This is a genomic window from Nonomuraea bangladeshensis, assembly GCF_039529455.1.
In the GTDB taxonomy this organism is placed as follows: Bacteria; Actinomycetota; Actinomycetes; order Streptosporangiales; family Streptosporangiaceae; genus Nonomuraea; species Nonomuraea bangladeshensis.
Genome location: NZ_BAAAMV010000006.1, coordinates 464,408 through 490,357, shown reverse-complemented (window position 1 = coordinate 490,357; position 25,950 = coordinate 464,408). Strand labels below are relative to the sequence as shown.

The window sequence follows — 25,950 nt, the reverse complement described above, 5'->3', positions numbered from 1 at the left end:
CGTGTCCACCAGCCGGGCATGCACCGTACGCTCTATGCCGCCATCCGCCAGGGCGCTCGCCGCCATCCACTGGTCGGCTGCGTCCTGGACGCCTTGACCGCCAGTGCCGGCACGTTGCGGCCTCTGCTCCTGCGTCCACGTTGAGGACGCGGCTCACGTCACCGTCCTGGGGATCGCCACTCGGCGGCGAGGACCGCCCAGAGCTGCTTGTCGTGGCGCGCGCCCTCGTACGGCCAGGCCTCGCGTCGCACGCCCTCCAGCGTCATGCCGAGCCGCCGGGCCACCGCTGAGCTGCGGTCGTTGTCGGCCCGGCAGTGCCACTCGGCACGGTGCAGCCCCCGGGACGTGAACGCCCAGTCCAGCAGCGCGCCGCACGCCTGCGTGATCAGCCCGTGGCCCTCGGCGGACGGCTCCAGCCAGCAGCCGATCTCGCACGAGCCGGCAGCGGCATCGAAAGCCGTGAACATCACCCCGCCGACCAGCAGCTCATCCCGCCAGATGCCGTACAGGCGGGCGCCGTCGGCGGCCTGGCGCTCGGCGTATCGCTGGAGCGTGGCCCGCGCCCCGTCCACGTCGTCGGTGACGAACGCGGGGCCGACCCAGGGACGGATGTGCTCGCGGGCTCGATCCAGATGATCGGCGAAGGCCTCGGCGTGCCAGACCTCCAGCGGCCCGAGATGAGCACCGTCGCGCAGCGGCAGCGAGAACATGAGAAGCGCTCCATTCGCTTGACAAGTTGTTGTTGTGCCCGCGCTGATCATCGTTCGGCCGATGGGGCGGATCCCGGTTCGAGCAGGAGGGCCGTGAGGTCGACGTCGGACGGGGTCACCACATCGGACAGGACGAGAAGGGTCGTGGTGCGTCCGATGCCGGTGAGGCTGTCGATCAGCTCTTCGAGATGGGCCGGGTTCCGGGCGGCCACCTCGATGACGTAGCAGTCGTCGCCGGTGACGTGCACGCAACTGAGCACATGACCGAGGGAGAGCAGCTTCTCGCGCAGCCCGTGAGCGCGGGCGTTGGGCTGGTGGGGGCGCAGGCGTACCTGCGCGCGCAGCGGGAGGCCGAGGCGGGCCGGGTCGATCCGGGCCGCGTAGCCGGCGATCACGCCGCTGGTCTCCAACTTGCGGAGGCGGTCGGCGACGGAGGGCCGGCTGAGACCGACCTCGCGCGCGAGATCGGTCAGGCTCGCGCGGCCGTCCTTGGCGAGCCGGGCCAGCAGCGCGAGGTCGGTCGCATCCAGATCGCCCCGTTCTCCCATCTCCATCGCTGGCTTCCTTTCGACGGCCCACACGCCATAAACGCCTTCCTTCTGTAGGTATTGTAGCAAAATCTTCTTCGTTCGGGAGCTGTTGACCCGTTACGGTCTTCCTCGTGAAAGACAGCGACTGGGATGTGCAGACGCGGTTGCTGGTTGGCGGCCATGCCGGCCGCGCGGGGCCGGCGATCCGGCCGGTGGCCTTACCGGTGTACGAGACGGCCTCGTTCGAACTGCCGGGCGTGGCCGAGGCGGCAGCGCTCTACGGCGAGGACGCGCTCGGCGAGGCGTTCACCTACAGCCGTTACGCCAACCCCACCTGTGCCGAGCTGGAGCGGCGGGTCAGCGCCATGGAGGAGGACGCGGGCGCGGTAGCGACCGGCTCCGGCATGGCCGCGATCGCGCTGAGCGGGGCCTCGTGCAGCCTCTAGTAGATGAGCTCGTAGTCCTCGGGCTTCACCCTTCTCGTACGCGCCCAGTACTCGAAGGTGAAGCCCGGCCAGATCGTCCGGTTGACGCCGTGCTCGTCCAGATACCAGGAGCGGCAGCCGCCGGCGTTCCACACCAGGGGGTCGAGGCGGGCGCGCAGGCGGCGGTTGAAGGCCGCCTGCGCCTCCTGGCGCACGTCGAGGGCCCTCGCCCGGGTCCTCGACAGCAGGCGCAGGCACTCGACGACGTACCTCGCCTGTGACTCGATCATGAAGACGACCGAGTTGTGCCCGAGGCCGGTGTTGGGGCCGAGCAGGAAGAACAGGTTGGGGAAGCCGGAGGCGGCGATGCCGTGGTACGCCTCGACGCCGTCCTTCCACGCGTCCTGGATGCCGAGGCCGCCGCGGCCGAGGATGTTCTGCTCGGTGAGGGCGTCCACGACCTTGAACCCGGTGCCGTGCACGATGACGTCGGCCGGGTGCTCGCGGCCGGTGGCGTCCACCAGGGAGCGCTCGCGGATCTCGGTGACCGGGTCGGTGACCAGGGAGACGTTGTCCCTGGTCAGGGCCGGATAGTAGTCGCTGGAGATCAGGACGCGCTTGCAGCCGATCGTGTAGTCGGGGGTGAGGGCGCGGCGCAGCTCCGGGTCGGGGACCTGGTTCTCCAGGTGGCGAAGGGCCTTCCGCTCGTGGGCCTTCATGAGGCGCGGGTGGACGGCGAAGCCGAGCGCCCTGGTCTCCAGCGCCCAGTAGATGCCGTACCGCAGGGCCCTGGCCGCGCCGGGCAGGCGGAGCAGCCGCCGGGCGCGCGGGGAGAAGGCGAAGTCGGGCTTGGGCTGCAGCCACGGGGGAGTGCGCTGGAAGACCGTCAGGTGGGCGGCGCGCGGCGCGATCTGGGGGACGAACTGGACGGCCGAGGCGCCGGTGCCGATGACGGCGACGCGCTTGCCGGTCAGATCGGTGGAGTGGTCCCAGGTGGCGGAGTGGAAGGCGGGGCCGGTGAACGCCTCCCGCCCCGGTATATCCGCATATTTCGGGATGTGGAGGGCGCCGATCGCGGACACCACCGCGTTGGCCCGCAGCGTCTCCCCGTCCCCGGTGGTCACCGTCCAGGAGCGGCGCTCGTCGTCGTACGCCAGGGCCGTGACGGTCCTGCCGTGGCGGATGTGCGGGGTGACGCCGTACTTGTCGGCGCACGCGCGCAGATAGCGCTGGATCTCCTCCTGCGGGGCGAACATCCGGGACCAGCCGGGATTGAGCTCGAAGGAGAAGGAGTACATGTGGGACGGGACGTCGCAGGCGCAGCCGGGATAGGTGTTGTCGCGCCAGGTCCCGCCCGGTTCCCCGGCCTTCTCCAGGATGACGAAGTCGTGGTAGCCGGCTTCCTTCAGCTTCACGGCCATGCAGATCCCGGCGAAGCCGGAGCCCACGATGACGATCCCTGGCTGCTCACCCACGCGAACCTCCTATTGGACGCTTCGTCCAATGTAGGTCATCGAGGGGCCTTCAGGGAACGGCGAAAACCCGCCACGGCGTCGCGGCGGGTCGGCCTGGCCGGACGTTGCCTACCGGAGGAACAGGAAGGCGGCGACGCCGATGATCACGATCGCCGCGACCACCGCGATGATGGGCAGCAGGGGCGACTTCTTGGGCGTGGCCTCGGACTCCTGCTCACGCGCGTTCGCGAAGGCGCGGAAAGCCTGGGTGTTGCCCGCAGGGTCGATATGCTGGTCAGACATGGGCGCAAGCCTAGCGGCAACGACTGTGCCGTTTGCGGCTTTTTGCGCGATTCATCGGGGTGGGTCCATGACGGGACCGCCCCCTCCGGCGGATAGCTTGTAAGCATGCTCAGGACCCTTCTCTCGCCCCGCCTCGTCGGGTTGCACCTGCTCACGATCGGGGTCCTGATCGCGTTCGTCTTCCTCGGGCGCTGGCAGCTCGGGGTCTTCGAGGAGTCGGGCCGGCCGCGCGCCGCCGCCGACCCCGCGCCGGTGCCCGCCGCCACGCTCGCCCCGCTGGCCGCCCAGCTCACCGGCGACGTCGTCGGGCGCAGGGTGACGGCCGAGGGCTCCTACGACCCCGCCCGCCAGCTCCTCGTGGCCGACCGCCGCCCCGACGTGGACGCGCCGGGCGGCAAGGCCTCGCAGGACGACGGCTACTGGGTGCTCACGCCGCTCCGGCTCGACGACGGCACGCTGATGCCGGTCGTGCGGGGCTGGGTGGCGCGGAGCGACGACCCGGCGGCGGCCGACGTGCCGCAGGGCCGGGTGACGGTGACCGGCCGGCTGAGCCCGCAGCAGGGCACCGACAGCGTGCAGCGGCGCGCCACGGTCCTGCCCGCCGGGCAGGTGCAGACGGTCTCCACGGGCGAGCTGGTCAACCTGTGGGCCGGTCAGAAGGTGCGGCCCGGCTTCGTGGTCGCGCAGCCGCCGTCCGGCTCGCTGACGCAGGTGGCGATCTCGCCGCCGGCGACCGAGGGTGCGCTGACCTGGCGTAATCTGGCTTATGCCGCTAACTGGTGGATCTTTGCAGGGTTCGCCGTTTTCATGTGGTTCCACTTCGTACGGGATGCCGTACGGACGGATCGAGATCGTGGCAAATCCCCTGAGATGGCTCTGGAAGGTTAAAACGTGGAATCGGCTCTGAAGCCCTTCCGGGTGCTCGCCTACGTCGTCGGCTGCATGCTGCTCATCCTGTGCGCCGCCATGGTGCTGCGCTACGGCTTCGGCAACCCCACCCTGTCGAAGATCACCGCACCGATCCACGGCGGGCTCTACATGCTCTATCTGGTCGCGGTCATGAACCTCGGCATGAAGGCGCGCTGGTCGTGGCCCTACATGCTGGGCGTCATGCTCGGCGGCACCGTGCCCTTCCTGTCGTTCTTCATCGAACGCAAGGTGACCGAGCGCGTCCAGTCGGCCGCCGCGCCGGCCGCGGCGGAGGCCTGAGTCCCCTGCGGGACCGGCCCCCGCCGCCCGGAGCTCAGCGGCCGATCCCGCGCCGGCGCGCCCTCTTCAGCCGCTCGCGCTGCGAGGGGTCGAGCATCAGGTAGCCGACCACCGGACCGCCGACCACGAGCAGCACCACCGCCAGGGCGACCCACTTCGAGAAGAACAGCGAGACCAGGACGGCGATGCCCGCGCCGATGGCGTATTTCTGGATTGGCGACATCCTCTTCCTCCGAACGCGGAGCGCACGCCCCGCCTCTTCTCATATTCTGCGTCGCCGATCCAACGAGCGGGACACCTTGGGGGTTCCCCTTCGCGATGTATCGCGAAGGGGTCAGTCTCTGTCGTACGCCGCGACCGACCAGGCCCCGGGACGCTCGCCGAGCTCGGCGGCCAGCCGGTCGGCCGCCTTCGGGCCGGACAGCTCGTGCTTCCCCTCGCACGCGTCCTTCGACGGGCACGCGCCGCGTCCGCGCGCGACGGGCGCGTCAGGGGGGAAGACCCAGACCGTGACCTCGTGGTCGCGGCCGAGCCAGCCCGGCTCGTACGCCTTGTCCGCGAGCATGCTGAGCCCGCCGCCGGGGCCGCAGGTGCCGGCGGCGCTGCTCGTACCCTCATGGGTGAAGAAGATCGAGCCGGGCTCCTGGCAGAAGATGACGAGCTTGACGTTCTCGCTCGTGGGGCGGAAGCGGAGGCGCGCCTTCGTCGCCGAGCGCGGCCCGGCCGTCGCCGCCAAGAGGTTCAGCCCCTTGTAGGCGCGGGGCGGCTCCTCGAAGGCCGGCGGGGGCGAGGGCGGGGACGCGGGGCCGGTGACGACGGTCAGGTTCGACACCGCCATGACGACGGCCGTGACGACCGCCGCGGTGGCGAGGGCGGCGCCCGCCGTCCAGCCCCAACCCCGGCGCGGGCGGGCCCGGCGTGTCGCGCCCTGGCGGGTGGCCAGCCGCGCCCGCGCCCTGGCCACGGTCTCGGCCGAAGGCGGCGGCTCGTCCGGGATCGCCTGGGCGAGCAGGGTGATCTCATCCATCGTGGCTCCCCTCCAGCGGGTTGACGTCGCCCAGCGCCGAGCGCAGGCGCTTGCGCGCCCGGCTGAGCCGGGACGCGACGGTGCCGTACGGGATCTCCAGGGCGGTCGCGACCTCCTGGTGGGTGAAGCCGCCCAGCGCCACCAGCAGCACCACGTCCCGGTCGCCCCTGTTCAGCCTGGCAAGCGCCCCCGCGAGCCTGCCGGTGAGCGCGCCGGCCGTGACCCGCGCGAGCGTCGTGTCCTCGTGGCTGTGCGCCTCGCGCTCCACCGTCCGGCTGAGCGCCCTCCAACGGCGGACCTCGCTGCGGTGATGCCGTGCGATGAGCTTGGTGGCGATGCCGTACAGCCAGGGTTTGACGTCGCCGCGCGACGGCTCGTATCCGCCTTGCGCGGCGACGAGGAAGACCTCGCCCGCCAGGTCGTCGGCGTCGTCCCTGGAGAGCCGCCTGGCGATGTAGCGGTGGATCTCCGAGAAGTACGTGTCGAAGATCTGGTCCAGGTCCAGCACTGGATGGGTGGGTGCGTTCATGCGGGCGGCCTCGACGGCGTTCGTGCTGGGGTCACGCGTGGTTCTCCGTTCGGTTGCGCTGAAACGGTCACCACTGATTGCCCGAAGCCCCGGATCGCTTTCACCGGCCGATCGCGCTCAGCCCGGCGGCGACCTCCTCCAGGGACGGCCGCGTCGCGGGATCGGGCGACAGCAGCCGGAACAGCAGCGGGCCCAGCACGCCGGCCCGGGTGATCGGCGCGCCGGGCGCGGGCGGCCGGCCCTCCAGCGCGGCGTACAGCGTGGCCCCCAGCGACCACAGGTCGGCCGCCGGGCTGGGCCCGCCCTCCGGGGCCGCGTACGCGGGCGGCGTCCCCGACCGCACGGACGGCAGCAGCGTCGCCCGGCCGCGGTCGTCCACTAGAACGTTCCCGGGGTGCACCCCGCCGTGCGGCCCCTGCCCCTGGCGCAACCGCTCGGTCACCGCCAGGCCGATCGCCGCCACCTCGGCGCGCGGCAGCGGCCCGAGCGCCTCGATGAGCCGGTCCAGCGGCCGGTCCACGGCCAGCCGCTCCAGCGTCTCGCGGATCACCTCCACCGGCGGCGGGCCCGACGGGTTCAGCATCGCCCTGACCAGCGACCTGAACGGCTCGGGACCGGCCGCCGGTGACGCGCCGGGCGGCCGGCCCTCGACCGCGAAGTGCAGCGTCGCCCCCAGTGACCACAGGTCGGCCGACGGCCAGGTGCTCCGGGTCGGCAGCCCGAACCCGGTCAGCATCGCCCGCCCGCCCGCCGTCAGCAGCACGTGGCCCGGCTCGACGTTGCCGTGCACGTACGACGCGGCGTGCGCGGCCGTCAGCGCCGCCAGCACGCCCACCCCCGCCCTGGCCGCCTGCACCACGGGAAGAGGCCCGCGCGAATTCACCGCGGACTCCAGCGTCGTCCCCGCCACGGGCTCCATGACCAGCCACGGCGCGTCGTCCTGCGTCACCACGTCGAGCACCCGCACGATCGACGGATGCCGCAGCGCCGCCGCCGCGCGCGCCCGGTGCAGCGCCGCCGCGCGCAGCTCGGCCGGCAGGCGCAGCTCCCTGACCGTCACCTCACGGCGGCCGGACTCGTCGAAGGCCGGGCGCTCAGGGCCCGCCGCCGAAGGGTCGAGCAGGCGGTAACGACCGGCCGGCTTGCCGGGCCCTCCCATGTCCAGGTGCACGACGACCTCCACGTCCGCCCGGAACCATCCAGCCCCGCACCCTTCCGCTCGCGGCCGTCACGTCGCCCGGCCGGCCAGCCAGGACTCGTGCGCGCTGTACAGCCTGCGCCACAGCCGGTCCTTCTCCTCCGCGCTCACGTCGTCGAGCGGCAGGACGAAGACGTCGGCGAGGGCCGCGAAGTAGTCGCGCGCGGTGTCCAGGGTGAGCTCCTGACCGCCCGTGCCGCCGATCCTGGACGAGCCGATCCTGGACAGCGTGAGCCCGCGTAGCTGGTCCACGCCCGACCCGTCGCGCCGCGACACCGAGCAGATCCGGACGAACCCGGACTCCGGCGACGTCGTCAGATGGTGGTGCTGTTTCTCGAACGCGGACATCTCCGCCGGAGCCGGACCGAAGTCCATCCCCAGGAACGAGCCACTCGGATCGTGGTCGAGCCGCCATCCGCCGGGCGCGATCTCCGACGGGCGCAGCCCGTACGTGAACGGCCCCTGCCGGTAGGCGCCCGCCACCAGCGGCAGCGGCTCGTGCAGGGCGTCGCCGAGCCCCACGTCAACCAACCACTCGCCGCCCGGGTTCTCCGGCGAGGGCAGGCCGCGGGCCGTGAGCACCAGGTGGTTGGCGCCGACGTTCGGCTCGTCGCCACGCGACTGCACGCCGCCGACGTGCCGGGTCACGTCGTAACCGAGCGCCGCCAGGAGGGAGTGGAACGCGCCGTTCAGGTGGAAGCAGTAGCCGCCCCGGCCGCGCACGATGCGCGCGACGGACTCGGCGGGGTCAACGGACGTGGGACGGTCGAGCCAGATCTCCAGAGCCTCGTAGGCGACCTTCTCGACGTGCGCGGCGTGCAGGGCGCGCAGGTTGTCGGCGGTGGCGGGCGCGCCGAGCAGGTGGGGCAGGCCGATGCGGCCGAGGTAAGCGGCGATGGTCACCTGCCAAGTCTGCACTGTATGTGCACGCTTAAGGAGGTGTGGTCTGCACAGCCCGCTTCTACGCTTCCGTACGTGGCAGAGCAGCGACGCATTCTCGTGGTCGAGGACGACCGGACGATCGCCCTGGCCGTACGGAACCGCCTGGCCGCCGAGGGGTTCGACGTCCGGGTGGCGGGCGACGGGCAGGACGCCCTCGTCCAGTACGCGAGGGCCGAGCCCGACCTGGTGATCCTCGACCGGCTCCTGCCCGGCCTGGACGGGCTGGAGGTGTGCCGGCGCATGCAGGCCGCCCGGCCGGTGCCCGTGCTCATGCTGACCGCGCTCGGCGACGAGACCGACGTCCTGGTCGGGCTTGGCGTCGGGGCCGACGACTACCTCGCCAAGCCGTTCAGCATGCGCGAGCTCGTCGCGCGCATCCACGCGCTGCTGCGCCGGGTGGAGCGGGCCGCCCAGCTCGCCGCCGAGGACACCGTGATCAGGGTGGGCGAGGTCGAGATCGACACCGCCGCCCGCCGGGTGTTCGTGCGCGGCAGCGAGGCGCAGCTCACCCGTACCGAGTTCGACCTGCTGCGGCGGCTCGCCGAGCGGCCTGGACAGGTCTTCGAGCGCGACCGGCTGCTGTCGGACGTGTGGGGCTTCTCCGAGGCCGCCGCCACCAGGACGGTCGACAGCCACGTACGGGCGCTGCGCCGCAAGCTCGGCCCCGACGTCGTACGGACCGTGCACGGCGTCGGCTACGCCCTGGTACGGCGATGAGGCCGCTCGACTTCCTGGGGCGGATCAAGGTCAAGCTCGGCATCGTCATCGTGCTCGCCGTCGGCACCGCCTTCGTGGTCAACGAGGTCGGGATCAACTCGGGGCTGTCGCGCGAGGTGCGTATCGCGGTCGCCGTCGTGCTGGCGCTGATCATGGTGCAGCTCCTCGCCATGGGGATGACCAAGCCGCTGCGCCAGATGGCCCGCGCCGCCCAGACCATCGCCAAGGGCCACTACAAGCTGCGGGTCAGCGCCACCTCCCGCGACGAGGTGGGCGAGCTGGCCAGGGCGTTCAACGCCATGGCCGCCGACCTCGGCGAGGTGGACCGCCAGCGGCGCGAGCTGGTCGCCAACGTCAGCCACGAGCTGCGCACGCCCATCACCGGCCTGCGCGCCGTGCTGGAGAACGTCGTGGACGGCGTCTCCGCGCCCGACCCCGTCACCATGGCCACCGCGCTCGCCCAGACCGAACGGCTCGGCCGGCTAGTCGCGCAGCTCCTCGACCTGTCCAGGCTGGACAGCGGGGCGCGGCTCATCGAGGCCGAGGCCGTCACCCTCGCGCCGCTCGTCGACCAGGCCGTGCGTGAGGCCGGGCTGGCCAGGGAGGACGTCGTGATCCGCGCCGAGGTGCCGCCGGGACTGGTGGTGCGGGCCGACCCCGACCTGCTCGCGCAGGTCCTCGCGAACCTCCTGGACAACGCCGTACGGCACAGCCCGTCCGGCGGGGTGGTCACCGTCAGCGGGGCGGCGCACGGGGCCGGGGTACGGGTCGCCGTCGCCGACCACGGGCCCGGCATCCCGGAGGCGGAGCGGGGGCGGGTGTTCGAACGGTTCTCCCGCCTGGACTCCGGGCGGGCCGCCGACTCCGGCGGGGCCGGGCTCGGGCTGGCCATCGTGAAGGAGATCGTCGAGCTGCACGGGGGAGCGGTGCGGATCGACGAGGGGGCGGGGTGCCGCATGGTCGTCGAGTTACCAGGGAGGACGATGCCGGAGTCGGCTCAGGACGCTCCCGTGCGGGTGGACGGTCTTTCGCCGCCGACCGAGGCCGGGGGTGCGGTGGCCGCGGAAGGCGGGCGGGCGCCCCTTGCGGTGGAAGTCGGCGAACCCGTGCTGGAGCCCGCGGCCGAGGGCCGGACGCCCGTTGCGGCTGGGGTCGTGGCTCCCGGTCCGGGGGTGGGGGTGGGGGCGGGGGTGCCCGTGCCGTCGCCGGGTTCGGGGCTCGTACGGGTGGTCGGCGGCGGGGTTGTCGGGATCATGGTCGGTTTCCTGCTAGGGATCTTCGCCGCCGTGTTCGTCAGCGTGGCCGTCTCGGACGGGCTGGCGCTCGTGACGCTCGTTCTGTGCACGGCGGGGGTGGGCGCGTTCGGCGCGGCCCTGGGCGCGGGCTCGGCCCGGCGGGCGGCGGCGCTGGCGTACCAGATGGCTCAGGTGGCGCGGCCGGTCCATCCGGCGCGACCGATGACATATGCGGGACAGGAAAGCGGGGCTGCGATGAGCACAGAGGGACAACCGACGGATTCCCCGGCGACACCCGGGGAACAAGCGACGCAAACCGGTCCCACTACGACGCCGGCCACAGCTGCGACGCAGGGCGCAGCGGCGACGCCGGGCGCAGCGGCGACGCCGGGCGCACCCGTGACGCCTGGTCCAATGGCGGCGACGGGCAGCGCGGCCGTGACGCCGGGCGCGGCGGTGACCGCAGGCACGTCCGCGATGCCCGGCACTTCCCAGCCCACACCGCCCGCGCAGCCCGCGCATGCCGCGGCGGCCACGACGCCGAGGCCCGGGGGTCAAGCTTCCGGGCAGCCGGTGGGGGTGTCCGAGGCTGTGGGGCCGGTGTTGTGGGGTGGGGTTCCGATGGGGCAGGCGCCGGGCGGGCCGGAGGGGCGGGGGGCGGCGGGTCATGGGCCGCCGTCGTACGGGCCTCCGTCGTACGGGCCGCCCTCGCACGGGCCGGGTTACGGGCCGCCCTCGTACGTTCCGCCGCCGTTGTTTCCTCGGCCCGAGTTGCCCGCGCCGCCGCGCTGGCTGTTGCCGGCGGCCGGCGGGGGCGGGGTGTTCGCGGCCGTGGCGTTGCCGGAGGCGCAGGTCGGGCTGGGGATCGTGCTCGTGTCGATGGTGCTCGGCGCGGCGGCGCTGCCGGCCGTGGCCAGGCGGATGACGCCGTGGTCGGTGGCGTTCGGGCTCACCGCGTACGGGCTGATCTCGATGGCGGCGGTGCGGGACGCCGACTGGCTGGTGGGGATCCTGCTCGTGGCGGGGGCCGGGCTGGGCGCGCTGGCGGTGTCGGGGGCCGGGGCCGGCTGGCTCGGGGTGCTGAGGGGCGGCCTGTCGGTGCTGCTGGCGCTGGGCCCGGTGCCGTGGTTCCTGGCCGGGCCGTTGAAGAAGCTCACGGCCCGGCGGCGGGTGCTGCCGACCGTGGCGGCGCTCGGGATCACGGCGGTGCTGCTGCTGGTGTTCGGGTTGCTGTTCGCCTCGGCGGACGCGGTGTTCGCCTCGTACGCCGAGCGCCTGGTGACCGCCCCCGCGTGGGCGGAGTCGATACCGGGGCGGATCGTGCTGTTCGTGCTGTTCGCCGTGCTGCTGGCGGCCGTGGTGCTGGTCGCGTTGCGGCCCGTGAACGACCCGGTGGGCCCGCAGCGGAAGTTCGCGGTGAGCAGGAGCGTGTGGCTGGTGCCGCTCACGGCGGTGAACCTGCTGTTCGCGTCGTTCGTGGCGGTGCAGATCACGGCGCTGTTCGGCGGCGACACGCTGGTGCTGCGGACGGCCGGGCTGACCTACGCCGAGTACGCCAGGCAGGGCTTCTTCCAGCTCGTCGTGGTCAGCGTGTTCGTGCTCGGCATCGTGGCGGCGGCGGCCGGGCTGCTGCGTACCGGGCGGCGGGAGCGCTGGGTGCTGGCCGGGCTGCTGGGCGTGCTCTGCGGCCTGACCATGGTGGTGCTGGCCTCGGCCCTGCACCGGATGAACCTCTACACCGACGCCTACGGCCTGTCCCGGCTGCGGCTGTCGGTGCAGGCCACGGTCTGGTGGCTGGGGGCGGTGTTCGCGCTGGTGCTGCTGGCCGGGGCGGCCCGCCTGACGGGACGCGGCTCGGGCTGGCTGCCGCGGACGATCGTGCTGGTGACGGGGCTCGGGCTGGGCGCGTTCGCGCTGGTCAACCCGGATCTGCGGGTCGCGGCCACGCAGGTCGAGGTGCGTGGCGTCGCCAACCTGGACTCCGACTACCTGGGCGATCTCGGCGCGGAGGCGGTGCCGGCGCTCGACCGGCTGCCGGAGCCGCAGCGGAGCTGCGTGCTGGCCGACGTGGTCTCGGCGAACGAGCTGGACCGGCCGGACCCCTGGAACGGCTGGAATCTGGCCCGCGCGCAGGCCCGCGACCTGCTGGCCGCGCACCCTGTCTACAGGAGGGCGGATTGCGGCCAGCGCCGGTCGTACTCCTCTGATTGAATCTCGGGGTGAGCTTCGACGTGATCATCCGGGGCGGCAGGGTGCTCGACGGCACGGGAGCCCCGCCGTTCCGGGCCGACGTGGCGGTGAGCGGCGACCGCGTCGCGGCCGTGGGCCGGCTGGAGACCGCCGAGGCGGCGACGGTGATCGACGCGAGCGGCCGGTTCGTCGCGCCGGGGTTCGTCGACTGCCACGCGCACGGCGACGCGGCCGTCTTCGACCCGGCGGTGCAGCGGGCCGCGCTGCGGCAGGGGGTGACGACGTTCGTGCTCGGCCAGGACGGCCTGTCGTTCGCGCCCGGCTCGGCCGAGACCGTCGCCTACGCCTCCCGCTACTTCGCCGCCGTCAACGGCCCCCTGCACGAAAGCCGGCTGAGGGCGGGGGCGCCGGGTGAGGGCCCGCCGTATGAGGAGCCGCTGCCCGAGGGGCCGCTGCGTGAGGGGCCGCTGAGCGTCGCGGAGTTGCTGGGCTCCTACGACCGGGCGGTCGCGGTCAACACCGCCTACCTGCTGCCCCACGGCACGATCCGCTACGACGTCATGGGCCCCTCGTCCGCCCCGGCCTCCGCCGACGACCTGGCCGCGATGCTGAGGCGGGTCGAGCGCGGCCTGGCGGAGGGCGCGGCCGGGCTGTCCACCGGGCTGGAATACCTGCCGGGCCGCTACGCCGACGCCGAGGAGCTGGCCGCGCTGTGCCGGCCGCTCGGCGGCCTCCCTTACGTCACCCACATGCGCGCCTACGGACCCGGCGCCGGGGTCGGCATGGCCGAGGTCGTGGACATCGCCTCCCGGTCGGGCGCCGCCGTGCACGTCTCCCACCTGCACGGCCCGGCCGACGTGCTGCTGCCGCTGGTCGGCGACGCGCTCGCCCGCGACGTCGACCTGTCCTTCGACACCTACCCCTACCTGCGGGGCAACACGATCCTGGCGATGGTGGTCCTGCCGCCGTCCGTGCCCGCCGCCGAGACCGGCCGGGCGCTGGAGCTGATCGCCGCCGCCGACCTGGACGAGTGGTGGCCCGGGCTCGACGCCACCTGGCCCCGGCTGACCGTCTCGCACGCCCCCGGCATGGAGTGGACGGAGGGCCTGACCGTGGTTGCGGCGGCCGAGCGGGCGGGGGTGTCCCCGGCCGAGCTGTGCCGCCGCCTGCTCATCGAGACGCGGCTGGAGGCGGGCGTCGTGTCGGCCCGCCCGGACGAGGGGCCCGAGGGGGAGCAGTCCGTACGCCGCATGCTGCGCCACCCGTCCCACACCGGCGGCTCCGACGGCATCTACGTCGGCGGTCATCCGCATCCGCGCGGGTTCGGGGCCTTCGCCCGGTTCCTCGGCCGGCATGTCAGGGAGCTGGGCGACTGGACGTGGGAGCAGGCCGCCGTGCACCTCGCCGCGCATCCCGCCCGCCGCTTCGGGCTGAGCGACCGGGGGCTGGTGCGTACGGGGTTCGCCGCCGACCTGGTGGTGATCGATCCGGCCACCGTGGCCGACCGGGCCACGTACGCCGAGCCGCGCGAGCTCGCGACCGGCGTCGCCGACGTGCTCGTGTCGGGCGTCCCGGTGCTGGCCGGGGGCGAGCTGACCGGGGCACTCCCCGGCCGCGCGCTACGTCCCTGACCGCCGCCGATCATGATCACTGTAATAGGGTCGGACGCGGATGGAGGGGGTCCCGTGTCTGCAGTGCTCTTCGAGGGCGACTACGAGTTTCCGCTGATGGTGGTGCGCCGGGACGCGCTGGAGCACAACATCGCGACGATGGCGGCCTTCGCCCGCGACCACGGCATGGAGCTGGCGCCGCACGCCAAGACGCACCTGTCGAAGGAGATCGCGGAGCTGCAGCTCGCGGCGGGCGCGTGGGGGCTGACCGTGGCCGACACCCGCCAGGCCCGCGCGGTCCGGGCCTTCGGCGCCCGGCGGATCGTGGTGGCCAACCAGGTCGTGAGCGGGGCCGGGCTCGACTGGGCGGCGGCGGAGCTGGCGGCGGATCCCGGATTCGAGTTCCTGAGCTTCGCCGACTCCGTGGCAGGCCTCGACATCCTCGCCGAGCACGCCGGGGAGCGGCCGTTCCGGGTGCTGGTGGAGCTGGGGCACGCGGGCGGCCGGGCCGGGTGCCGCACGCTGGAGGAGTTCCTGCGGGTGGCGGCGCACGCGGCGAAGACGCCAGGGGTCGAGGTCGCCGGGGTGGCCGGGTACGAGGGCGGCCTGCCGGACGCCCACCACGTACGGAAATATCTGGACACGCTGACCGAGGCCCTGGAGCACCTGCGCGTCCGCAACCCGATCCTCTCCGTCGGCGGCAGCCAGTGGTTCGACGTGATCGGGCGCGAGCTGGCCGCCGTCCAGGCCCGGATCCTGCTGCGCAGCGGCGCGTACGTCACCCACGACGAGGGCTACTACCGCGAGCGCACCCCGTTCACCCGCATCGGCGGCGAGCTGCGCCCGGCGCTGGAGGTGTGGGCGTACGTGCTGTCGGTGCCGGAGCCCGGCCTCGCGATCGTCGGCATGGGCAAGCGCGACGCCCCCTACGACGAGGGCCTGCCGATCCCGCACCGCGACGGCGTGACCGTGCTCAAGATGCAGGACCAGCACACGCTGCTGCGCGCCGACGGGCTCGTGCCCGGTGACCTGGTGTCCTTCGGCATCTCCCATCCCTGCACGGCTTTCGACAAGTGGCGGATGCTGCCCGTGGTGGACGAGGACTACCGTGTCGTAGGCACGCTCAGCACCGATTTCCACTGACTTTTGGAGCGTTACGTGAAAAAGGAGCTTCGCACCAGCGAAGGCGCCGCCCCCATCGGCGCCTACTCGCAGGGCCTCGTGGTGGGCGACTTCGTCTTCACCTCGGGCATGGGGCCGCTCGACCCGCACACCGGTGAGCTCGTCGGCGACGACGTGGCCGCCCAGACTCATCAGGTCATGCGCAACCTCGGCGCGATCCTCGCCGCGCACGGGCTCGGCTTCGACGACGTGGTGAAGTCCACGGTCCACCTGCAGCACGTCGAGCGCGACTTCGCCGCCTACAACGAGGTCTACAAGTCGTACTTCAACGCTCCCTACCCCGTGCGCACCACGGTGGGTTCCCAGCTCCTGGGCATCCTGGTGGAGATCGACTTCGTCGCGCACAAGAGCGCGTAAAGTTCGCTCGTGGACAGTTCGGTATACGTCTTCGCCGAGGATCTGCGCGGTGAGGGCGTCGAGCGGGTGCTCGACAGGATCAGCGGGTATGGCGTCGCCGGCGTCACCGTCGGTGTCGCGCACCACGCCGCCCGCGACGTCACCCCGCACGGGCTGTCCAGGCTGACCGTACGCCACGACGCCGCGCACTTCACCCCGCCGGCCGAGCTGTTCGACGGCCGGCGGCTGTGGCCGGTGCCCGGTCACGCCGCCGTGCTCGACGGCCTGCGCGAGGCGTGCGCGAAGCGGTCCATGAAGCTGCACGGCTGGACGGTCTTCCTGCGCAACGCGACGCTCGGCACCGAGCATCCCGACGTCACCGTACGCGACTGCTTCGGCGACCGCGGCTCACCCGCCGACCTGTGCCCCGCCCACCCCGACGTGCGCGAATACGCCGTCGCGCTGGCCAGAGCCGTCGCGCGGCTCGGCGTCGAGAGCGTGGTGGCCGAGGCGCTGCACTTCCAGCCGCTCGCGGCCGAGCGGTCGTTCGTGCCGCTCGGGCCTATGGACGCCTACCTGTTCGGCCTCTGCTTCTGCGACTACTGCCTGCGCCGCGCCGCCGACCTGGGCGTGGACGCCGAGATGGCGCGCGAGGAGTGCGCGCGCATCGTGGGGCGGGTGCTCGACGGCGACCCGCCCGCGCAGGGCGAGGTGACCCGGGCGGCGCTCACCGCGTACGCGGGGCCCGACGTCGTGGCCTACGCCCGCGCCCGCTCGGAGACCGTCACGACGCTGGTCTCGGAGGTGGCCTCGGCGGTCGCCGAGGAAGGCTCCAAGCTGGTGTTCATCGACTCCACGGGCGCCGTCAAGGGCTACGCCGACGGTCTGCCCACGCCCGGCCTGGCCGCGCACGACGCCTGGCAGCTCGGCGTCGACCTGGTGGCGCTGGGCGATCTGGTGCCGGCGTTCGGCGTGCTGGCCTACGCCCGCGACGCGGCGCGGGTGGCCGACGACGTGGGCGCCTACCTGCGCTCGGTCGGCAAGGACCGCGAGGTGCGGGCGGTGCTGCGGCCCGGCCATCCCGACAGCGACTCGCTCGACCGGCTCGTGGCCAAGGCGCGGGCGGCCAAGGCGGCGGGGGCGCTCGCGGTCGACTTCTACGCGTACGGGCTGGCCCCGCATCCGGTGCTCGACCGCATCCCGGCCGCGCTCGCCGAAGCCCTCTAGACGGGGGAAGCGGCCCCGCGCACCGGACCGTGCGGCCCTGACCAGCTTCGATATTCGCTTCCTTATCGCTGGGCCTCCCATACCACTATTGGACGTCAGTGATCACCTCTGGTCTGCTGGGCCTGCATCGACGTCCATCGGGGCCGGTCGCATCGAGTTCCGCAGCCCCTGAAAGCAGGTGTCCCACCCATGTCCTTCGGACAGTCCGTTCCGTCTCGCCGCGCGTTGCTGGCCGCGGCTGCCCTCCTGCCGCTGGCGGGCCGCCCGGCCGAGGCGTCGGCCGCCGCCCCGGAGAGCGCGCAGCGCTACTACGACCGCGCGGCCAGGCTGGCCGGCCAGGACCCGGTCCTGCGGGCCCTGGTCAAAGCGCTCGGGCCGGACCTGACGATGCCGACCGCGAAGCCCCTCGCACCGATGCGGATCTTCGACGACGTCGCGGTGCTGGGCACCAGCTTCGTCCAGGCCACGGCGCTGCTCACCTCTCGGGGCGTCATCCTCATCGACGCGATGGGCTCGCCCGACGACGCCGAGAAGATCATCGTTCCGGGGCTGCGCGCCGTGGGCGCGGACCCCGCCCAGATCAAGTACGTGGTGGTCGCCCACGGGCACGACGATCACTTCGGCGGCGCGCAGCTCCTGGCGGACCGGTACGGCGCCCGCGTCCTGATGAGCCGGGCCGACTGGGACCTCGTCGCCGCCGAACGCCCCGCCAACGCGCCCAAGCGGGACCTGGTGATCGCCGACGGACAGAAACTCACCCTCGGGGACACCACGGTCACCTTCCACCACACTCCCGGGCACACGCCGGGCACCGTCTCGCCGATCTTCCCGGTGCGCTGGAAGGGGCGCCGGCACACCGCGATGTTGTGGGGCGGCACCAATCCGCCCGCCGCGATCGAGGGCAAGCGCGCGACCCTGTCCTCCGTCCTCGCCTTCGCGGCCACGATGCGGCGGGCGGGGGTGGAGGTCGAGCTGAACAACCACGGCGGGGCCGACCACGGCCTGGCGCGCATCGAGGAGCTGCGCGCCGACCCGACGAGGACGGCGAACCCGTTCATCATCGGCCGTGCCAGGGCGCAGCGCTTCATGAAGGTCATGGAGGTCATGCTGCGCGGCCGCATCGCCCAGGATCAGGAGGCGGCCGGCGGCCAGGCTCCGCGCAGGAGCTAGACGCCGTCGAGCAGGGCCGAGACGACCTTGGCGGCGAAGTCGTCCGGCGCGCGCAGCCCGCGCAGGACCACCCGCGCCCACACCGCCCCCGCCAGCAGGTCGATCACCAGCATCGGATCGGCCGAGGCGGCCAGTTCGCCGCGCCGCGCGGCCCGTTCGAAGATCTCCCGCTCCTTCGCGAGGCGGTCGGCGAAGAAGTGGCGGGCGTCCAGCTCCGGGTGGCGGACGGCGGCGGCGAGCGCGGCCAGCGCGATGTCCGCGGCCGGCGGCTCGGTGAGCAGCCGGATCACGCCCTCCACCAGCGCCACGAGGTCGCCGCGCAGGCTGCCCGTGTCGACCGGCTCGAACCCCAGCACGTCGGACTCCACCAGCGCCGCCCCGAGCAGCGCGGCCTTGGACGGCCACCACCGGTAGATCGTCGTCTTGTTGACGCCCGACCGCTCGGCGACGCCCTCGACGGTCAGCCCGTCGTAGCCCTTCTCGGCGACCAGCCGCAACGTCGCGTCGAAGATCTCCTGCTGTTTCCTCGGGGCCATGCGCCTCATTTTCTCCCGGCGAACGCCGTGGCCACGCCGAGACCCAGGTAGACCACGCCGCTGAGGCGACGCAGGGTCCTCGCCCGGCTCCGCAGCCGGCCGCCGAGCGCGCCGGCGGTCCAGGCGTACACGAGGTCCGAAAGCAGGCCGAGCAGCAGCAGCGTCAGGCCGAACAGCACGATCTGCAGCGCCGGCGAGCCCGCCTCGGGACGGACGAACTGCGGCAGGAACGCCAGGAAGAACAGCGCCACCTTGGGGTTGAGCACGTTGACCAGCATCCCTTCCAGGAACACCTTGCGCAGCGGCTGCGGGGGCGGCGTGGCGCCCTCCTCCTGCCCGCCGCCGGTGAACGCGCGGAAGGCCAGGTAGCCGAGGTAGGCCACGCCCGCCCACTTCACGACCGCGAACAGCGTCGCCGACCGCGAGATCAGGTACGACAGCCCCGCCGCGGCGGCGGCGATGTGCACCAGCGTGCCGGCCTCCACGCCGAGGGCGCTGGCCAGCGCCGCCGTCCGGCCCTGGGCCAGGCCGCGGGCGGTGATGTAGAGGTGGTTCGGGCCGGGGATCAGCACGAGGGCGAGCGCGGCGGTGACGAAGAAGGCGTACGCCGTGAGGGAGATCACGGCTCCGAAGCATAGGTCGGCTTTGGTCCTGACGTCCGGGCCAATGGGAAGCCGATTTTCCGGACCAAATAAGGTGTCGGCCCGGCGTGGCATAGTTGTGGCGTGAACGGACTTCTCGTCGGGCGCTCGGTTGAGCTGGACAGACTCGTGCGGGTGCTGGAGTCCGCCACAGAAGGCACGGCCGGCGTCGCGCTCGTCGGCGGCGACGCGGGGATCGGCAAGACCCGGCTGGTCGGCGAGCTGGTGACGCGGGCCCGCGAGCGGGGCTTCCACGTGCTCGTCGGCCAGTGCGCCGAGCTCGGCGACGCGCTGCCCTACCTGCCGCTGGCCGACGCGCTGCGCGGCGCCGAGCCCGCGGTGCGGGAGTCCGCCGCCGCCCACCCCCTGCTGGGCCAGCTCCTGCCCGGCACCGAGAGCGCGCCCTCCGCCGGGCTCACCCAGCAGCGGCTGTTCGGCTCGCTGCTCGGGCTGCTGGCCGACGTACAGCCGGTGCTGTTCGTGATCGAGGACCTGCACTGGGCCGACCGCTCCACCCGCGACCTGCTGGTCTTCCTCAGCCGCATGCTCCAGGCCGAGCAGGTCTGCGTCATGGGCACCTACCGCACCGACGACCTGCACCGCCGCCATCCGCTGCGGTCGGTGCTGGCCGAGCTCAAGCGGCTGCCCACGGTGACGGGCGTGGAGCTGGGGCCGCTCAGCTCGGGCGATCTGTCAGACTATGTCGCCACGATGGGCCGGGTGGGCGCCCAGGAGCTGGGCGAGATCGTCGCGCGGGCCGACGGCAACCCGTTCTACGCCGAGGAGCTGTTCGCGGCGCTCGCGGAGGGCGACAATCTGCCCGACGGGCTGGCCAGCCTGCTGATGTCCCGCGTCGAGGTGCTGTCCGAGGAGAGCCAGCGGGTGCTGCGGGCCGCCGCCGTGGCCGGCCGCCGGGTGGAGGACGAGCTGCTGCGCGAGGTGTCCGGGCTGCCGCTGGCCGAGTTCGAGGAGGCGGTCAGGGAGATCGTCTCGCGCGGGCTGCTCCGGGTCGACGGCTTCGGCTACACCTTCCGCCACGCGCTGCTGCAGGAGGCCGTTTACACCGACCTGCTGCCCGGCGAGCGCACCCGGCTGCACGCCGCCTTCGCCCGCCTGCTCACCGCGCCCGCCGAGCTGGCCCACCACTACCTCGCCGGCCACGACCTCGCGGGCGCGCTCAAGGCGTCCGCCGAGGCGGGCCGGCTCGCCGAACGGCTGGGCGCGCCCGCCGAGGCCCACAGCCACTACGACCGGGCGCTCAGCCTGTGGGACCAGGTCGAGGACGCCGCCGGGCTGACCGGCGAGAGCCGCGCCGCGCTGGCCTTCCGCAGCGCGATCATGGCCGCCGACAGCGGCGACAACCACCGCGCCGTGGTCCAGCTCCGCGCGCTGCCGCCCACGTCCGAGGTGAGCGAGCGCCTGGCCTACTACCTGTGGGAGACCGACGACCCGGCCGGCGCCATCGCCGCCGCCGAGCGCGCCGTCGCGAGCGCCGACAACGACGCCGACCTCGCCCGCGCCCTCGCCACCCATGCCCGCACCCTGTTCTGGAGCCCGCGGCTCAAGGAGGTCGAGGCCCTCGCCACCCGCGCGCTCGACACCGCCCGCGCCGCCGGGGCCGCCGACGCCGAGGTCGGCGCGCTGCTCACGCTGGCCACCTACCGCGAATACCACGGCGACATCGCCCGCGCCCACGAGCTGATCGAGACCGCCTCCGGCCTCACCACCTGCGACCTCGCGATGGACCTGCGCGCCCGCTTCCACCACGCGCGCATCCACTACGAGCAGGGCCGGCTCGACGACGCCGCCGAGGTCGCCGACGACGGCATCAGGATGGCGCTCGACACCGGGCTCAAGTGGAGCACCTACGGCACCGACCTGCGCTTCCTGCGCTTCCTCATCCACTACGTGGCCGGCGAGTGGGACCAGGCCGAGGCGGTCGCCGCCACCTTCCCCGTGCGGGTGGGCACCCAGCCGGAGGCCACGCTGTCGTCGTTCTCGCTCTTCGTCGAGGTCGGGCGGGGGCTGCCCGGCGTGGAGAGCCGGCTGAGCTGGCTGCGGCCCTTCTGGTCCGACGACCTGGTCGCCTACATGTCCCGGGGGCTCGCCGCCGACCACGCGCTCTGGCAGGGCGACCCCGTGGCGGCCCTGGAGCACGTACGCGCTGCGCTGGCGCCGCTCACTCCCGGCGAGGCGGGGGCGATCCGGCTGTCCGCGCTCGGGCTCGCCGCCATGACCGAGCTCGGCGACTTCGACCGGGCCGAGGCCGACGACCTGCTCGAACGGGCCCGCTTCGCGGTCGAGCACGGCCCCGCGGGCCAGCCCGGGCATCTCGGGCCCGAGGGGCTGGCCTGGGGGCTGCGGGCCGAGGCCGAGTGGCACCGCGCCCACGGGCGGCACGACGTCGAGCTGTGGCGCCGGGTCGTCGCGGCCTTCGACTTCGGCTTCGTGTACGAGGTGGCCCGCTCCCGCTGGCGGCTGGCCGAGGCCCTGCTGGTCCACGGCGAGCGCGAGGCGGCGCAGGCGGAGTGGGAGCTGGCGAGGGAGACGGCGGGCAAGCTGCGGGCGACGCCGCTGGAGAACGCGCTCACCGAGTTCGGCCGCCGGGCCCGCTTCGGCGGCGGGGGCGGGCCCGGCGGTCCGGGCTCGCTGACCGCGCGCGAGCTGGAGGTGCTGCGCCTGGTCGCCGAGGGGCTGACGAACCGGGAGATCGCCGAGCGGCTGTTCATCGCGCAGAAGACGGTGAGCGTGCACGTGTCGAACATTTTGGCCAAGCTGGAGGCCGCCACCCGCACCCAGGCCGCGGCGTCCGCCCGCCGGGCCGGGCTGCTGTAGCCCGTCCCGTCAGCTCGTCAGGGCCTCGCCGCGCATGACGAAGTAGTTCGCATGGTCGGTCTGCAGGTACGCCTGGAACTTCGACGCCTTGGCCTTGGCCGCCGAGCTGTCCGCGGTGACGATCGTGACCAGCACGTACTTCAGGGCCGAGCCGGACAGGATCTTGCCGTACGTGTACTTCTTGTGGGTCTTGTCCGTACGCCATTTCACGGCGTCGGAGGTGAGCTTCTGCAGGCGGTTGGAGGCGCTCTTGGCGTCGGCCGTGGACGGGAAGGCCATGATGAGCTGCACCGCCTTGAGGTGGCCGCCGTACGCGGAGTAGGCGAGCTGGACGGCGCTCTGGCAGTCGTACTTGGCCAGCACGCCCTCGCCGTCCACCGCGTCGCACGTGTCGTAGGTCCAGCCGGCGACCTTCTGGGCGGCGAACTTGACGCTGCCGAGCTGGAAGTTCCAGTCCTTGAACTCGTCGTGCCGGAGCGGGGAGTCGGCCGAGGAGGGCGGGGCGGTCGTGGATGAGGGGCTGGGGTCCGGGTCGGACGTGGGGGCGTCGGACGGGGCCGCCGACTGCTGCGGCTCCGACGGGGCGGGGGTCGGGGCGGTGGTGGTGAGGGCGGTCGTGGTGGCCGGGTCCGCGCGGTTGAGGTAGGCGATCACGCCGACGGTGCCGCCGCCGAGGAGGAGCACGCCCAGGACGACGCAGAGGGTGATGATCAGGCCGGTGTTGCGGCGCTTGGGCGGAGGGCCGTACGGAGGGTACGGCCCGTACGGGTTGCCGCCCGGGGCGGGTGGCTGGCCGTACCCCATCGGGACGGCCTGCGCCCCCGAAACCCCCTGCGGCTGCGGGTGCCCCTGCTGCTGCCCGGGGCCGTAACCCTGCCCGGGCCCGTAACCCTGTCCGGGGCCGTAACCCTGTCCCTGCGGGTGGCCCTGCCCGGGAGGGAAGCCCGGAGCGGGCGGGTAGCCCTGTCCTTGAGCCGGGTCGTGGCCCGGTCCTGGGGCGGGAACCCCCTGGCCCGGAGGGAAACCCGGGGCGGGCGGGTAGCCCTGTCCCTGCGCCGGGTCGTGTCCCGGTCCCGGGACGGATGCTCCCTGGCCCTGGCCGGGGGCGGGGGCGTGCTGGTGGGGTGGGAAGGCGGGGCCCGGTGGCGGGGGCTGGGTCCCTGGGGTGGCGTATGCCTGGGGGCCCGGCGGCATGCCGTACTCCTGTGGGGTGGCGTACGCCTGGGGGGCCGGCGGCTGGCCGTACGCCTCGGCGGTGGGCACGTATCCCTGCTGCCCGTAGGGAGGCTGGGCGGGGCCGGGGTCCGGCTCTTGGCCCTGGCCGGGCGGCGGGCCGTATCCCGGTCGGCCAGGTCCCTGTGCCTGCGGGCCCCACTGTCCTTGCTGGTGGGGCTGCGGAGGCTGAGGAGGGTATGCCATCCCTCCATTGTGGGGCAGTTCATCACCATTTGCCCCAGCTACCCGTCCAAAGCCGCCTTGTTCTCCGCGCACGCCTGCCGCTGGTAACGGCCGGGCGCGATCCCGAACTCCCGCTTGAAGGCGTTGTTGAACGCGAACTCCGACCCGTAGCCGACCCGCGCCGCCACCTCCGACACCGGCACGTGGTCCTCGCGCAGCAGCCGGGCCGCCACGCCCATCCGCCACCACGTGAGGTACGTCAACGGCGGCTGCCCCACCAGCTCCGTGAACCGCCGCGCGAACCCGGCCCGCGACAGCCCCGCGCGGCCGGCCAGCTCGCCGACCGTCCAGCGGTGCGCCGGATCGTTGTGCACGGCGTCGAGCGCCTTGCTGATCGACGGGTCGGCCAGCGCCAGCGCCCACCCCTTGTGATCGCACACGCCCGGCGACGTCTCGAACCAAGCGCGCAGGATGAGGAGCTGGAGCATGTCGAGCAGGGACGTGACCACGGTGCCGCCACCCGGCCGGGGCGTGGCGATCTCGTTGCCGAGCAGCTCGACGGTGGCCCTGAGCTCGGGGTGGCGGCCGAGCGTCGTCGGCAGGTGGATCACCTCGGGGAGCGCGCCGAAGATGGGGTGGGCGCGGGCCGGGATCGTGCGGTAGGAGCCGTAGACGGTGACGGTCTCGGCGCCCGTGCCCCCGCACGCCGTCAAGGAGGACAGCGCGCCCCCCTCGCACGGCTCGCCGGCCTGCTCGGTGAGCGGCGTGTCGAGGCTGTCGGCGAGCGCGTATCCGTGGCCGTGCGGCAGGAACACCACGTCGCCGACGCTCAGCGCCATCGGCTCGCCGCTCGGCGGGATGAGCCAGCACGACCCGCGCAGCACCACCTGGAACGCCGCGGATCCGGGCTGCGGCGGGATCGCCACTCCCCAGGGGGCCCGCCAGGTGACGCGGGCCGAGACCGGCCGCCCGATCCGCATGAGGGCGACGACATCACTGAGCATGTCCACCCCGCAATCTAACCACGTAGACGATGAAGCAAAAAGTAGAGCCGCTGAAGCATTCATACGCTCTGCGGTCCGGCCTACGGTGGTGTGCGCACCGCGACAGTCACTGAAGGAAAGGCGCGTTGTCATGATCAGAGTAGGCATCATCCTCGGCAGCACCCGTCCAGGCCGCAACGGCGAGGCGGTGGCCCGCTGGGTGCACGATCTGGCCGTCAAGCGCGGCGACGCCACGTACGAGGTGGTGGATCTGGCCGACTTCGAGCTGCCCCACCTGGACGAGCCGATGGCGGCGGCCTCTGGCGACTACCGGCATGAGCACACCCGGCGGTGGGCGGACAAGATCGCGTCCTTCGACGCGTTCGTCTTCGTGACGCCTGAGTACAACCACTCCTTCCCCGGGGTGCTCAAGACGGCCGTCGACTTCCTGTACGCCGAGTGGGGCAACAAGGCCGCCGGCTTCGTCGGCTACGGCGTGGACGGCGGGGTGCGGGCGGTGGAGCACCTGCGGCACGTGCTCGCCATGCTCGGCGTCGCCACCGTGCCGGCGCAGGTCACGCTGTCGTACTGGACCGACTTCGAGAACGGCGTGGACTTCCGCCCGGCCGCCATGCACGAGGAGCGCCTCGGCATGGTCCTCGACCAGGTCCTCGCCTGGGGCGGCGCCCTCCTGCCGCTGCGCGCCTGAGGTCGCGGGGAGGGCCATGCTTGAGTCGTGGACGGAGATCTCCTGCCGATCGGGCAGTTCGCCAGGCTCAGCCGGTTGAGCGTCAAGCAGTTGCGGCACTACGACGAGCTGGGGCTGCTGCCCCCTGCGTACGTGGACGCCGCCTCCGGCTACCGCTACTACCGGCGGGCGCAGGCCAGGCAGGCGCTGTCCATCGGGCTGCTGCGCTCGCTGGACGTGCCGCTGCCGGTCATCGCCGAGGTGCTGGGGGGCGCGGCGGACGCCCTGGTGGGGGTGCGCGAGACGCTGGAGGCCGAGCTGGCCCGGCGGCGGCGGACGCTGGCGACGCTGGAGCGGGTGATGGCCGACGGGCTGCCCGCCACGCCGGTGCGCGTCGTCACCGAGCCGGACCGGACGGTGGCGGTGGAGCGCGAGAGCGCGGCCGGGCCCGCCGACGTGGGCCGCGCCACCTCGGCCGCGATCGCCCGCCTGCTGCGGGCGCGGCCCCGCACCGGCCCGCCGCGGCTCGTCGGGCTGTTCCCTGTCGAGCTGGAGGACGCCTTCGAGGTACGGGCCGGGCTCGTCGTCGATCCCGGCGACCCCGCGTGGGAGGGGGCGGGCGTCGGCCTGGAGAGGCTGCCCGGCGGCACGTTCGTGTGCGCGACCCACGTCGGCCCGTACGACCAGATCATGCTCACCACGCACGCCGTCCTGGCGTGGTGCGCCGAGCGAGGACATCCGCTGCGCGGGCCGATCCGGGAGGTGTACGTCTCGGACCCGGCCACCACCGAGCCCGACCGGCTCGTCACCCACCTCATGCTTCCTCTGGACGCCTGACGAGTGGTCGGGCAGATGGTCGGCCCAGCAGTATATTG

Annotated in this window: 26 protein-coding genes; 13 read left to right on the top strand and 13 right to left on the bottom strand. The window is 73.2% G+C overall.

The annotated features are described in order from the left end of the window. Nucleotides 1-158: 158 nt before the first annotated feature. The gene (locus tag ABD292_RS21725; RefSeq protein ID WP_344209982.1) at nt 159-710 is read right to left on the bottom strand and encodes a GNAT family N-acetyltransferase; all 552 of its coding nucleotides are present in this window, start codon (nt 708-710) and stop codon (nt 159-161) included. A gap of 47 nt (nt 711-757) precedes the next feature. Then, nucleotides 758-1,264, bottom strand: a complete 507-nt coding sequence (locus tag ABD292_RS21720; protein ID WP_344209980.1) for an Lrp/AsnC family transcriptional regulator — start codon at nt 1,262-1,264, stop codon at nt 758-760. Between the two features lie 107 nt (nt 1,265-1,371). Here ABD292_RS21720 and ABD292_RS21715 point away from each other — a divergent pair, with 107 nt between their 5' ends. Continuing rightward, the gene (locus ABD292_RS21715; protein ID WP_344209978.1) at nt 1,372-1,686 is read left to right on the top strand and encodes a PLP-dependent transferase; all 315 of its coding nucleotides are present in this window, start codon (nt 1,372-1,374) and stop codon (nt 1,684-1,686) included. Here ABD292_RS21715 and ABD292_RS21710 read toward each other — a convergent pair. Beyond that, on the bottom strand, nt 1,683-3,140 hold the full coding sequence (locus ABD292_RS21710) for a flavin-containing monooxygenase (protein ID WP_344209976.1): 1,458 nt from the start codon (nt 3,138-3,140) through the stop codon (nt 1,683-1,685). The genes ABD292_RS21715 and ABD292_RS21710 overlap by 4 nt on opposite strands. A 108-nt stretch (nt 3,141-3,248) precedes the next feature. Beyond that, nucleotides 3,249-3,422 carry a hypothetical protein gene (locus ABD292_RS21705; protein WP_344209974.1) on the bottom strand — a complete coding sequence of 58 codons (174 nt, stop codon included), beginning with the start codon at nt 3,420-3,422 and terminating at the stop codon, nt 3,249-3,251. Between the two features lie 105 nt (nt 3,423-3,527). On the opposite strand from ABD292_RS21705, the gene ABD292_RS21700 reads away from it, so the two are divergent. Continuing rightward, complete coding sequence (locus ABD292_RS21700) at nt 3,528-4,310, top strand: SURF1 family protein (RefSeq protein ID WP_344209972.1); 783 nt, start codon at nt 3,528-3,530, stop codon at nt 4,308-4,310. 3 nt (nt 4,311-4,313) lie between these two features. Next, a complete protein-coding gene (locus tag ABD292_RS21695; RefSeq protein ID WP_344209970.1) occupies nt 4,314-4,631 on the top strand; it encodes a DUF3817 domain-containing protein in 318 nt (105 codons plus the stop codon). Nucleotides 4,632-4,665: 34 nt separating this feature from the next. On the opposite strand, the gene ABD292_RS21690 is transcribed toward ABD292_RS21695, so the two are convergent. The 5 genes from ABD292_RS21690 to ABD292_RS21670 form a co-directional block, all read right to left on the bottom strand. Then, nucleotides 4,666-4,854, bottom strand: coding sequence for a hypothetical protein (locus tag ABD292_RS21690; protein WP_344209968.1), 189 nt, complete (start codon nt 4,852-4,854; stop codon nt 4,666-4,668). Nucleotides 4,855-4,965: 111 nt separating this feature from the next. After that, a complete protein-coding gene (locus tag ABD292_RS21685) occupies nt 4,966-5,658 on the bottom strand; it encodes a hypothetical protein (protein ID WP_344209966.1) in 693 nt (230 codons plus the stop codon). After that, complete coding sequence (locus tag ABD292_RS21680; RefSeq protein ID WP_344209964.1) at nt 5,651-6,187, bottom strand: RNA polymerase sigma factor; 537 nt, start codon at nt 6,185-6,187, stop codon at nt 5,651-5,653. The genes ABD292_RS21685 and ABD292_RS21680 overlap by 8 nt, the downstream gene beginning before the upstream one ends. A 100-nt stretch (nt 6,188-6,287) precedes the next feature. After that, complete coding sequence (locus ABD292_RS21675) at nt 6,288-7,358, bottom strand: protein kinase domain-containing protein (protein WP_344209962.1); 1,071 nt, start codon at nt 7,356-7,358, stop codon at nt 6,288-6,290. A gap of 57 nt (nt 7,359-7,415) precedes the next feature. Next, nucleotides 7,416-8,288, bottom strand: coding sequence for an arylamine N-acetyltransferase family protein (locus ABD292_RS21670; RefSeq protein ID WP_344209960.1), 873 nt, complete (start codon nt 8,286-8,288; stop codon nt 7,416-7,418). Between the two features lie 72 nt (nt 8,289-8,360). Between ABD292_RS21670 and ABD292_RS21665 the strand changes: the two genes are divergently transcribed. From ABD292_RS21665 to ABD292_RS21635, 7 genes are all read left to right on the top strand, one after another. Beyond that, complete coding sequence (locus ABD292_RS21665; RefSeq protein ID WP_329584468.1) at nt 8,361-9,044, top strand: response regulator transcription factor; 684 nt, start codon at nt 8,361-8,363, stop codon at nt 9,042-9,044. Further along, on the top strand, nt 9,041-12,490 hold the full coding sequence (locus tag ABD292_RS21660) for a DUF4153 domain-containing protein (RefSeq protein WP_344209957.1): 3,450 nt from the start codon (nt 9,041-9,043) through the stop codon (nt 12,488-12,490). Before ABD292_RS21665 ends, ABD292_RS21660 begins: the two co-directional genes overlap by 4 nt. Before the next feature lie 8 nt (nt 12,491-12,498). Next, a complete protein-coding gene (locus ABD292_RS21655; RefSeq protein ID WP_344209955.1) occupies nt 12,499-14,100 on the top strand; it encodes an N-acyl-D-amino-acid deacylase family protein in 1,602 nt (533 codons plus the stop codon). A gap of 54 nt (nt 14,101-14,154) precedes the next feature. Then, nucleotides 14,155-15,222 (top strand): alanine racemase, encoded by a 1,068-nt coding sequence (locus tag ABD292_RS21650; RefSeq protein WP_344209952.1) that lies wholly within the window; start codon nt 14,155-14,157, stop codon nt 15,220-15,222. 15 nt (nt 15,223-15,237) lie between these two features. Further along, on the top strand, nt 15,238-15,618 hold the full coding sequence (locus ABD292_RS21645) for a RidA family protein (RefSeq protein ID WP_091080659.1): 381 nt from the start codon (nt 15,238-15,240) through the stop codon (nt 15,616-15,618). Between the two features lie 9 nt (nt 15,619-15,627). Beyond that, nucleotides 15,628-16,824 (top strand): hypothetical protein, encoded by a 1,197-nt coding sequence (locus ABD292_RS21640; RefSeq protein WP_344209947.1) that lies wholly within the window; start codon nt 15,628-15,630, stop codon nt 16,822-16,824. A 189-nt stretch (nt 16,825-17,013) separates the two neighbouring features. Further along, entirely contained in the window at nt 17,014-17,994 is a 981-nt protein-coding gene (locus ABD292_RS21635; RefSeq protein ID WP_344209945.1) for an MBL fold metallo-hydrolase, read from the top strand. On the opposite strand, the gene ABD292_RS21630 is transcribed toward ABD292_RS21635, so the two are convergent. Together ABD292_RS21630 and ABD292_RS21625 are read right to left on the bottom strand one after the other, a co-directional pair. After that, nucleotides 17,991-18,530, bottom strand: coding sequence for a TetR/AcrR family transcriptional regulator (locus ABD292_RS21630; protein ID WP_344209943.1), 540 nt, complete (start codon nt 18,528-18,530; stop codon nt 17,991-17,993). The two genes, ABD292_RS21635 and ABD292_RS21630, sit on opposite strands and share 4 nt — an antisense overlap. Nucleotides 18,531-18,535: 5 nt before the next feature. Further along, the gene (locus ABD292_RS21625; protein WP_344209941.1) at nt 18,536-19,153 is read right to left on the bottom strand and encodes a LysE family translocator; all 618 of its coding nucleotides are present in this window, start codon (nt 19,151-19,153) and stop codon (nt 18,536-18,538) included. A gap of 102 nt (nt 19,154-19,255) precedes the next feature. On the opposite strand from ABD292_RS21625, the gene ABD292_RS21620 reads away from it, so the two are divergent. Further along, nucleotides 19,256-22,006 carry an ATP-binding protein gene (locus ABD292_RS21620; RefSeq protein ID WP_344209939.1) on the top strand — a complete coding sequence of 917 codons (2,751 nt, stop codon included), beginning with the start codon at nt 19,256-19,258 and terminating at the stop codon, nt 22,004-22,006. A 9-nt stretch (nt 22,007-22,015) separates the two neighbouring features. Here ABD292_RS21620 and ABD292_RS21615 read toward each other — a convergent pair whose 3' ends face one another. Together ABD292_RS21615 and ABD292_RS21610 are read right to left on the bottom strand one after the other, a co-directional pair. Beyond that, entirely contained in the window at nt 22,016-23,425 is a 1,410-nt protein-coding gene (locus ABD292_RS21615) for a hypothetical protein (protein WP_344209937.1), read from the bottom strand. 38 nt (nt 23,426-23,463) lie between these two features. Beyond that, complete coding sequence (locus ABD292_RS21610; RefSeq protein ID WP_425565139.1) at nt 23,464-24,414, bottom strand: AraC family transcriptional regulator; 951 nt, start codon at nt 24,412-24,414, stop codon at nt 23,464-23,466. Nucleotides 24,415-24,538: 124 nt separating this feature from the next. On the opposite strand from ABD292_RS21610, the gene ABD292_RS21605 reads away from it, so the two are divergent. Both ABD292_RS21605 and ABD292_RS21600 read left to right on the top strand, forming a co-directional pair. Beyond that, nucleotides 24,539-25,096, top strand: a complete 558-nt coding sequence (locus ABD292_RS21605) for an NADPH-dependent FMN reductase (RefSeq protein ID WP_344209933.1) — start codon at nt 24,539-24,541, stop codon at nt 25,094-25,096. A 27-nt stretch (nt 25,097-25,123) separates the two neighbouring features. Next, nucleotides 25,124-25,912 carry a MerR family transcriptional regulator gene (locus ABD292_RS21600; RefSeq protein WP_344209931.1) on the top strand — a complete coding sequence of 263 codons (789 nt, stop codon included), beginning with the start codon at nt 25,124-25,126 and terminating at the stop codon, nt 25,910-25,912. Nucleotides 25,913-25,950 lie beyond the last annotated feature (38 nt).